Raw genomic sequence first — 9,016 nt, forward strand, 5'->3', positions numbered from 1 at the left:
CTGCCATTAACACACATCATCCGGCCACGAGCAATTTGCCCGCAATCGTTGCCGCTCCGCGGCCTGCGGGCAGTCGGTGTCACCGAGTGGTCAAGAAGAGCTCACGATCAGGTCTCGGCGCGGGCGGCAGCGAGCATGCTCTCGATGGTGATCAGCTTCGTGCGGGTGCGGCCCGCCGCCCTGCCCGCGGCGCGCTCGGTCTTGTCGATCCGCTGCCAGCCCTGGAAGTCGACGGCGTCCGGCGCGCGCTCGGCGATCAGGCGGTCGAGACCCTCACGGTCGGCGGGCGCGTCGAGGCGGCCGGCGGAGAAGTCGTCGATGAGCATCCTGACCGTCTCCGCGGAGCAGTACTTGTTGGTGCCGATCACGCCCGTAGGCCCGCGCTTGATCCACCCCGCGACGTACACGCCGGGTACCGGCGCACCGGTCTCCGGATCGATCACGCGGCCGTTCTCGTTGGGGATGACGCCGCGCCGGTCGTCGAACGGGATACCGGCCACCGGCTGACCGCGGTAGCCGATCGAGCGCAGCACCAGGCCGGTGTCCAGCGTCGAGGTGTCGTCGGACGGTTTGGCGCTGAGCCTGCCGGACGCGTCCGCGACCATCTCGTTCTTCGCGATGCGCACCGATTCGACGGCGTCGGTGCCGAGAATTTCCACGGGCGAGGTCAGGAAGCGCAGCACGATCCGCTTCTTGGCCGGATCGGCGGTGCGCCGGGCGAACTCCTCGACCTGGCGCACCTTGTGGCGCTGCCACGGCTCCGCGTCGTCGCCGTCGATGAACGCGCGGCTCGCGGGGTCGAGCACCGCTTCCTCCGGGTCGACGACGACGTCGACGTTCGGCATGCGCCCGAGCGCCAGGAGTTCGGGGTTGGTGTACGCGGCCTGGGCGGGGCCCCGGCGGCCGAGGATGACGACCTCGCGGATGTTGCTCGCCCGCAGCGCCTCGAGGGCGTGGTCGGCGAGATCCGTCGTGGCCAGGACCTCCGGGTCGGTCACGAGGATGCGGGCCACGTCGAGTGCCACGTTTCCGTTGCCGACGATGACGGCCCGCTCCCCCGACAGATCGAACGTGCGGTCGGCGTAGTCGGGATGACCGTTGTACCAGGCCACGAACTCGGTGGCGGCGTGGCTACCGGCGAGATCCTCGCCGGGAATGCCCAGTTCGCGGTCGCCTGCCGCGCCGACCGCGTAGATGACGGCGTGGTGGTGCGCGAGCAGATCCTCGTGGGTCACGTCCGTGCCCACGTTCACGTTGAAGTGGCAGTGCACCGTCCGCTTGCCGACGACCGAACGGAACTGGTCCGTGACGCCCTTGGTACCTGGATGATCCGGGGCGACGCCGGCGCGCACCAGCCCGTACGGGGTGGGCAGACGGTCGAAGATGTCGACCTCGACGCGGGGCTTCGCCGTCAGTTCCATCGCGGCGTAGCAGGCGGCCGGGCCCGACCCGACGACCGCGACGTGGAGCGTGCCGAGGGCTGCGTCGATCTGCGGCAGCTTGAGCGGCTCGGGCCAGTCGGGGCCGATCGGGTGCTTGGTGTAGTACTGCGCGTTGATGTCGAGGTACGGCTCGTCGACCTCGTCGAGGTCGTTCTCCGCGTAGATGGCCTCCACCGGGCACTCCTCGACGCAGGCCCCGCAGTCGATGCAGGTGTCCGGGTCGATGTACAGCATTTCCGTGCTCGCGAACGGTTTCTCGTCCGGTGTGGGATGGATGCAGTTGACCGGACAGACGTCCACGCACGACGCGTCGTTGCAGCACGGCTGCGTGATCACATATGCCACGGTTCTCCCCTACCTGAGTACGCGCAGTCCAACGTCGAGATATGACCCCAGACTATAACGTGTTCCACTTTTGTGCGAGAACCGTGCGCGAGGTCAGACCGCGTCGCCCGGCTCCACCCGGAATCCGACCTTCACCGTGACCTGGTAGTGCGCGATGGCGCCGTTCTCGACGTGGCCCCTGGTGTTGACGACCTCGAACCACTCGACGTTCCGCACGGTCTCGTTGGTCCGCGCAATGGCGTTCTTGATGGCCTGATCGGTGCTGTCGCTCGACGAACCGACGACCTCGACAACTCGGTACACGTGATCACTCATCAGGATTCCTTTCGTGGGTTACTTGCCGTTCCGGACGATCGCCTGTGCCTCGACACCGAGCCGGGCCAGACGAAGATCACCGAGAGCCGTGAGGGAACTGCCGAGGCGGTTGGTGACGAACCCCAGGGACAGTCCGCTGTCGAGGTCCGCGTAGGCGCCGGACCCGCCGACCCCGTAGTGCCCGATCGCGTTCCGTGGTTGTTCCAGGGAGGCGAGCATCGGCCGGTGGTAGCCGAGCGACCACTGCGGGCGGATACCGAGGACGTAGTCGCGGTCGCGGGTCTGCACCTCCGCCATCCGCGCGATGGTGGACTTGCGCAGGAACCGGCGTCCGTCCAGCTTGCCCCCGTTGGCGATGGCGCCGTACATCCGCGCGAGCGCCCGCGCGCTGAACACGCCGTTCCAGCCGGGCATCACCGCGTCGTGCACCGCGGGGTTCCGGACCAGCGCGTCGAATCCCTGCGGCATCGCCGCCTCGGCGAGCCCGCGAGTGGGGCCGACGAGCGACAGCATGTTCGAGGTGAGCTCCCAGTTGAGTCCGGCCGGGTTGATGTGCGGGAACAGCTTCGCGATCCGTGGACGGTGCTGTCCGGGAACCTGATACCAGAAGTCGTCGACACCGAGCGGTCCCGCGATCTCGTCCTGCACGACCTGCACGAACGGCTTTCCGGCAACGCGGGCGATCAGTTCGGCCACCAGCCACCCGTACGTGACGGCGTGATACCCGGGCCCGCGCAGCCTGCGCGGATCCGCCGGGGCCGCCGCGAGGGCCTCCACGACGGCGTCGTATTCGAGGAGGTCGAGCGGGCTCCGCATCAGCCCCCGGACCTTGTGCAGTCCGGCCCGGTGGGTGAGGAGTTCGCGGACGGTGATGCCGTCCTTGCCCGCCGCACCGAATTCGGGCCAGTAACGCGCCACGGGGGCGTCGTAGTCGATCAGCCGGCGTTCGGCGAGCCGGTGGACGACCGTGCTGGCCACGCCTTTTCCGGTCGAGAACGACAGTGCGACGGTGTCGCGGTCCCACCGGCGGTCGCGGTCGGCCCAGCCGGCCCAGATGTCGAGGACCTTCTCGCCCCGGAAGTACGCGGTGAGCGCCCCGCCGCCGTGCTGAGGCTGCCGGTACATCGCGAAGAAGCGGTCGGCGAGCGGCAGGAACCGCGGATCGACGTGCAGTTCCGTCCGTGGCACGGACGCGGGCCGGGAAACTCGAACGCTGGTCGTCATCGACCACCTCCGATCTCGCTGCCGTAAGTCCTACGGCAGGTGCGTCAGCACATTGTGACTACCGTCACCATACGACGCCGACCGGGGTGGCGTTCAGGGAAGCCGCCACACTGCTATGCCGTCACTCAGACACGCTTGACCTGCAAGGAAATTGATGGCCAGCGAGGGTCCTGCCGCGCACACCACGCCTTTGGCCGGATCCGCGACGAGCGCCTGCCCGCCGGGACCGCTCAGCACCAGCGCCGGGCCGACGCTGTCGACCGTTCCGATGGCGACGCTCTCGGGCCCTACCGCGACCGCGGCGACGGCGCCACGGCGTGCCTCGGCCGCGCCGACACCGCCGCCCAGTCCGGCGCCGAGTGCAGCTCCCGCATGGGCCGCGTCGGCGAAACCGACACCGTCGGTGCCGAAGGCCGCCGAATTGCTGCTGGTGTCGGCGTTGGCCCCGCACGCGGTGCGGTCGACGACCGTCGTGTCACCCCGGCCCGGTGGGGACACACAGGAGAGGGAGACGGCCGACGCGGTGGCAGGCGCGATCATCAGAGTCCCGAGTGCCGTCGCGACGACACCGAGGACGAATCCGAAAGTACCGACCGTCTTACGTTCCATGGTGACCTCACATTGTTCCCGACCCGACAGCCTCCGAGCCTACGTGAGCGCTGGCTATTTGCGGTCTCGGTCCCGACTCGGTTGTACCCGCTTGGGTTCCCCGGGCATTTTGGGGTAATTGGGTGGGTACGGGAGATCGCCGAGGCCGTTCGCGGTGTCCCGTTCCGCCATCTCCAGCAGCACGTCGAGGGATTGCGCCACGTCACCCATGGTCGCCATCGGATCGCCGCGTTTCTCGAGCAGTGCGGGCACCGTCGCGATGGTGAAGTCGTCGGGGTGGACGTCGACGAGTTCCTCCCACGTGACCGGCGTCGACACGGTCGCGATCGGCGTCTTCCGAGCCGAGTAGGCGGACGCGATGGTCTTGTCCCGGGCGTTCTGGTTGAAGTCGAGGAAGATGCGTTCGCCGCGTTCCTCCTTCCACCAGGACGTGGTGGCCCGGTCGCCGCTGCGCCGCTCGATCTCCCGGGCGAGGGCGATGCCCGCGCGCCGCACCTCGATGAAGTCCCACCGCGGCTCGATGCGGAGATACACGTGCAGGCCGCGACCGCCCGAGGTCTTGGGATAGCCGATCAGACCGAGTTCGTCCAGCAGCGGCCGGAGCACGTCCAGCGCGACCGCCCGGGCGTCGTCGAATCCGGTGCCGGGCTGCGGGTCCAGGTCGATGCGCAGTTCGTCGGGGTGATCGACGTCGGGGCACCGCACCGCCCACGGGTGGAACGTGATGTTGCCGAGGTTCGCCGCCCACACGATGTTCGCGGCGCTGCGCACCCGGAGCACGTCGGCCTTGCGGCCGGACGGGAACGTGACCTCGCACGACTCGACGTGGTCGGGGCGCTTCGCCGGCACCCGCTTCTGGTAGATCTCCTCGCCCTCGACCCCGTCCGGGAACCGTTGCAGGTGCGTCGGCCGATCGAACACTGCGCCCAGCAGGGCACCGTTGCGCGCCACCGTCCGGTAGTACTCCACCAGGTGCCGTTTCGTGCCGCCGTCGGCACCGAGTTTCGGGTAGTAGATCTTGTCGGGACTCGACAGCCGCACGGCGACGCCGTCGACGTCGAGTTCTTCGGCAGGACTCGCCATCTAGGAACCTCCGGCCAGGACGTCGGCAAGGTCGTATCGCACCGGGACCTCCAATTGTTGGTACGTGCACTCGTCGGGCGTCCGGTCCGGGCGCCAGCGCAGGAACCGCGCGGCGTGCCGGAACCGGGCACCCTCCATCTGGTCGTACGCCACCTCGACGACGCGTTCGGGGCGCAGCGGCACCCAGGTGCGGTCGTTGCCCGACTGCCACCGCGTCGGCGCCCCGTCGGCGACGACGTCGTCGCCGACGCGCAGTTCGTCGAGTTCGGCGAGCAGTTCGATCCGCCGCGCCGCCGTGAACGCCGACGCGCCACCGACCATCGCCATCTGGTCGCCGTCGTACAGTCCGAGCAGCATCGACCCGATTCCCGGCTGGCTCTTGTGCGGCCGGTAGCCGATGACGACGCAGTCGGCGGTGCGGGCGTGCTTCACCTTCACCATTTCCCGCTTGTTCGGCAGGTACGGGCCCACCAGCTTCTTGGCCACCACCCCGTCGAGGCCTGCCCCCTCGAACGCCTCGAACCACTCGGTGGCCGTCGCACTCGATTCGGTGGCCGCCGTGACGTGGCAGGAGGGCCCGCCCCCGATGGTGTCGACGAGTTGCGCGCGGCGCACGGAGAAGTCCTCCTGGCTCAGGTCGCGGTCGCCCAGGGCCAGCAGATCGAACGCGACGAACTGGGCCGGGGTCTTCTCCGACAGCATTGTCACCCGGCTCTCCGCGGGATGGATGCGCTCCGACAACGACTCCCAGTCGAGGCGGGTGCGGCCGTCGATGTTGCGCGGGACGACGAGTTCACCGTCGACCACGCACCGCTCGGGCAGTTCGTCCTTCACGGCGCGGACGAGTTCGGGAAAGTACCGGGCCAAGTCTTTTCCGCCGCGGGAACCGAGCACCACCTCGTCGCCATCGCGGAAGACGAGGACGCGGAATCCGTCCCATTTGGGTTCGTACGACCAGGCGATCCCGGACTCCGGTTGCGCCGGAACGGACGACGCAGCCTTCGCGAGCATCGGCTGCAACGGGGGCATCACGGGGAGGTCCACCCGTCCATACTGTCATCACAATTGGCAAATCGGACAGCGATGTAATCAAATAATGCGCGACACGGCAATCGCGGTGGACACGGTCGAGGTGGCAACGGTCATCTCAGAGGCACGGGTGGCGGGACGTCACCCGACGGAGGGGTCAGACATGACAGGGTTAGTTCGGCGGGTGTGTACCGCGGTCGTCGCATTGTCGGCGACGGCAGTTCTGGTGGCAGGGTGCGGTTCGGACACGACGCCCACCGCGGTGCCGGAGTCCGGTGCCTCCGCAGCCACCTCCACGAGCGAATCGACCACCGTGATCGACGGGCAGGAAGGCGAGGACGCGGGCGGCGACGTCGACTTCGAGGTCGCGATCGGTGAGTGCGTGAAGCTCGGCGGCACCGTCACCGACGCCGAGATCGACAAGGCGGTGTGCGGCAGCCCCGACTCGAACTACAAGGTGATCGCGAAGGCCGCGAAGAACAGCCAATGCGTCAGCGACGCCGACTCGTACTACTACGAAACCCTCGGCGGCATCGAGCAGGGCGCGATCTGCCTCGACGTGGACTGGGTGATCGGCGGCTGCATGGACGTCGGCGGCGAGGATCCCGCGCGCATCGAGTGCGGTGACACGAAAGCCGTCGACGGCGTGAAAGTGACGGAGATCGTGCAGGGCGCCACGTCCGTGGATTCGTGCAGCACGTCGTCCAACGGCTACGAATACTCCGAACGCAAGTTCGTCGTCTGCGTCGACGAACTCTGACGACGGGTCAGGCCGGCTGCGGGTCCCGCCCGCAGCCGGCCTCGCTCACAACCAGCCCCGGCGTTTGAAGATCGTGTACAGCCCGGCGCAGGTGAGCATCATCAGCGACAGCGCGAACGGATACCCTCCGACCCAGTGCAGTTCGGGCATGTGGTCGAAGTTCATGCCGTACACGGTTCCGATCAGGGTGGGCGCGAAGAGGATCGCCGCCCACGCCGACACCTTCTTGATCTCCTCGTTCTGCGCGTAACTGGCCTGGGTCAGGTTGCGCATCTCCTCGTTCTGCTCCTGCGACACCAGGGTGGCGTTGACGGTGAGGATGTTCCCGAGCAGCTGACGGAACCCGTCCGCCCGCTCCACGACGACCGTCGCGTGGTCGGTGACGTCGCGAAGGTAACGCTGCAGTTCCTCGTCGGTGTTGTACTTCTCGAAACCCTGCGACAACCCCCGCAGCATTCCGAGCAGCGGCCGTGTGGCCCTCTGGAATTCGATGACCTCGCGGGTGAGTTCGTAGATACGCCGCGACACGCCGGGCGCCCCGCTGAACACCTCGGTCTCGATCTCGTCGATGTCGTTCTGCAGCCCGGCCACCACCGGCGCGTACCCGTCGACCACGGCGTCGAGGATGGCGTAGAGCACGGCCTCGGGTCCGAGCCGGAGCAGGTCCGGGTTGCTCTCCATCCGCCTGCGCACCGCCGACAGGTCGGGGGATTCGCTGTGCCGGACCGTGAGCACGAACGTCGGACCGCAGAAGACGTGCAGCTCACCGAATTCGACGCGCTCGGTCTCGTCGCAGTACCGCGCGGCCCGGAGCACCACGAACAGCGTCTTGCCGTAACGCTCCAGCTTGGGCCGCTGGTGGGCGACAATGGCGTCCTCGACGGCCAGCTCGTGCAGATCGAATTGCTTTGCCGCCGCGTACAGCTGGGCGTCGTTGGGCCGGTACATCCCGATCCACGCCATCGACGCCGCATCCGGCAGGCTCGCGAGCGCCTCCGACAACGTGGCCGGGGTGGCCGTCTTCCGGCCGTCGCGGTATACGGCGCTGTTGACCACCGTTTCCTCCGCGGGCGTCGGTTCGACGGCGCGGCGTGTGACGGCGTGACCGGCGGCCGCATCGGACAGACCGGCGGAGCGGCTGGGCAGGAGGGAACGAATCGGGCGCAACTGAGGCATGGCACGGGGCTTTCGGGGGAAAGGAGCAGCGCGGGACGGCGCTGAGGAACACGGACCGTGAAACCGCGCACCTACCGGTGGAACGGTTTCAGTTGGTACTGGGAGGTTGGCTTCTCATCGGATGCCACACCTCCTTACCCTCTCGCACTCTTCCCTCGAAAGAACGCTCTCTCGAGACAACACAGTTCACGACCTCGGCGAACTGCAGACCGCAGGACACGATACCCCCGGCGACCGGCCACGACAACCTGGGATCCCCGCCGTGTCGGTCCCGGATCCGGCGCCCGCCGCGGCAGATACTGGGCGCGCACCGAATCACCACCGAGAGGCCCCCATGACCAGCTGGTCGGACAGACCGATCTGCGCGTTCGATCTGGAGACGACGGGGCCCGACCCCTCCGACGCCCGCATCGTCTCCGCGTGCATCGCCGTCGTCGACGCTCACCACGTCGAGTCGCGCACCTGGTTGCTCGACCCGGGGGTTGCCATCCCGCAGGGCGCGTCGGACGTGCACGGAATCTCCACGGAGTACGCCCGGGCTCACGGGCAGGACTACGCCACCGGGTACGGCGAGATCCGCGACGCCCTGTACGACGCGTGGACCCGGGACCACGCCGTCGTCGCGTTCAACGCCTCCTACGACCTGACCGTCATGCACACCGAGGGTCTGCGGCTCGGGCTGCCCGAACTCGTCACCGGCATCGTCGTCGACCCGTACGTCATCGACCGCGAGATGGACCGGTACCGGAAGGGCAGGCGCACCCTCGGCGCGGTGTGCGAGTACTACGGCATCGCACTGGAGGACGCGCACGAGGCGGAGGCCGATGCGCTCGCCGCCGCACACCTCGCCCGGAGGCTGGCGCAGGAGTTCCCGAATCTGCGGGCCCTCGACATCATGACCCACCAGGCCGACTGGCACGCGGAGCGGCAGCGCGACTTCGCCGACTACCTCGTCCGGCAGGGGCGCGACGCGTCGGACGTCAACGGCGAGTGGCCGATTCGCGGCCTCACCCCGTTCCGCATCGCCTGACCC

The 9,016-nt window shown here is 68.3% G+C and carries 9 protein-coding genes; 2 read left to right on the forward strand and 7 right to left on the reverse strand.

The annotated features are described in order from the left end of the window. Positions 1–107: 107 nt before the first annotated feature. The 6 genes from JWS13_RS16460 to JWS13_RS16485 all read right to left on the reverse strand — a co-directional run bounded on the left by JWS13_RS16460 (position 108) and on the right by JWS13_RS16485 (position 6,062). Positions 108–1,787: an FAD-dependent oxidoreductase gene (locus JWS13_RS16460; RefSeq protein WP_206006602.1), complete on the reverse strand. Its 1,680-nt coding sequence runs from the start codon at positions 1,785–1,787 to the stop codon at positions 108–110. Positions 1,788–1,880: 93 nt separating this feature from the next. After that, positions 1,881–2,102, reverse strand: a complete 222-nt coding sequence (locus JWS13_RS16465; protein WP_087556818.1) for a dodecin — start codon at positions 2,100–2,102, stop codon at positions 1,881–1,883. Positions 2,103–2,120: 18 nt separating this feature from the next. Further along, the gene (locus JWS13_RS16470) at positions 2,121–3,326 is read right to left on the reverse strand and encodes a serine hydrolase domain-containing protein (protein ID WP_124395259.1); all 1,206 of its coding nucleotides are present in this window, start codon (positions 3,324–3,326) and stop codon (positions 2,121–2,123) included. A 93-nt stretch (positions 3,327–3,419) separates the two neighbouring features. Further along, positions 3,420–3,935 carry a DUF6764 family protein gene (locus tag JWS13_RS16475; RefSeq protein WP_206006603.1) on the reverse strand — a complete coding sequence of 172 codons (516 nt, stop codon included), beginning with the start codon at positions 3,933–3,935 and terminating at the stop codon, positions 3,420–3,422. 54 nt (positions 3,936–3,989) lie between these two features. Further along, positions 3,990–5,018 (reverse strand): DNA polymerase domain-containing protein, encoded by a 1,029-nt coding sequence (locus JWS13_RS16480; RefSeq protein WP_206006604.1) that lies wholly within the window; start codon positions 5,016–5,018, stop codon positions 3,990–3,992. Then, the gene (locus tag JWS13_RS16485; RefSeq protein ID WP_206006605.1) at positions 5,019–6,062 is read right to left on the reverse strand and encodes an ATP-dependent DNA ligase; all 1,044 of its coding nucleotides are present in this window, start codon (positions 6,060–6,062) and stop codon (positions 5,019–5,021) included. Positions 6,063–6,210: 148 nt separating this feature from the next. On the opposite strand from JWS13_RS16485, the gene lppU reads away from it, so the two are divergent. Then, complete coding sequence (gene lppU, locus JWS13_RS16490; protein WP_420855006.1) at positions 6,211–6,807, forward strand: LppU family putative lipoprotein; 597 nt, start codon at positions 6,211–6,213, stop codon at positions 6,805–6,807. 45 nt (positions 6,808–6,852) lie between these two features. Here lppU and JWS13_RS16495 read toward each other — a convergent pair whose 3' ends face one another. Beyond that, positions 6,853–7,983 (reverse strand): magnesium and cobalt transport protein CorA, encoded by a 1,131-nt coding sequence (locus tag JWS13_RS16495; protein WP_087556824.1) that lies wholly within the window; start codon positions 7,981–7,983, stop codon positions 6,853–6,855. A 334-nt stretch (positions 7,984–8,317) separates the two neighbouring features. On the opposite strand from JWS13_RS16495, the gene JWS13_RS16500 reads away from it, so the two are divergent. Beyond that, complete coding sequence (locus JWS13_RS16500) at positions 8,318–9,013, forward strand: 3'-5' exonuclease (protein ID WP_206006607.1); 696 nt, start codon at positions 8,318–8,320, stop codon at positions 9,011–9,013. Positions 9,014–9,016: the final 3 nt, after the last annotated feature.

It is taken from the genome of Rhodococcus pseudokoreensis, assembly GCF_017068395.1.
Taxonomy (GTDB): Bacteria; Actinomycetota; Actinomycetes; order Mycobacteriales; family Mycobacteriaceae; genus Rhodococcus_F; species Rhodococcus_F pseudokoreensis.

Excerpts from the sequence above, each read along its gene's own strand:
- JWS13_RS16465 (WP_087556818.1), bottom strand. The coding sequence starts at position 2,102 with ATGAGTGATCACGTGTACCGAGTTGTCGAGGTCGTCGGTTCGTCGAGC.
- lppU (WP_420855006.1), top strand. The coding sequence starts at position 6,211 with ATGACAGGGTTAGTTCGGCGGGTGTGTACCGCGGTCGTCGCATTGTCG.
- JWS13_RS16500 (WP_206006607.1), top strand. The coding sequence starts at position 8,318 with ATGACCAGCTGGTCGGACAGACCGATCTGCGCGTTCGATCTGGAGACG.
- JWS13_RS16475 (WP_206006603.1), bottom strand. The coding sequence starts at position 3,935 with ATGGAACGTAAGACGGTCGGTACTTTCGGATTCGTCCTCGGTGTCGTC.
- JWS13_RS16495 (WP_087556824.1), bottom strand. The coding sequence starts at position 7,983 with ATGCCTCAGTTGCGCCCGATTCGTTCCCTCCTGCCCAGCCGCTCCGCC.
- JWS13_RS16470 (WP_124395259.1), bottom strand. The coding sequence starts at position 3,326 with ATGACGACCAGCGTTCGAGTTTCCCGGCCCGCGTCCGTGCCACGGACG.
- JWS13_RS16480 (WP_206006604.1), bottom strand. The coding sequence starts at position 5,018 with ATGGCGAGTCCTGCCGAAGAACTCGACGTCGACGGCGTCGCCGTGCGG.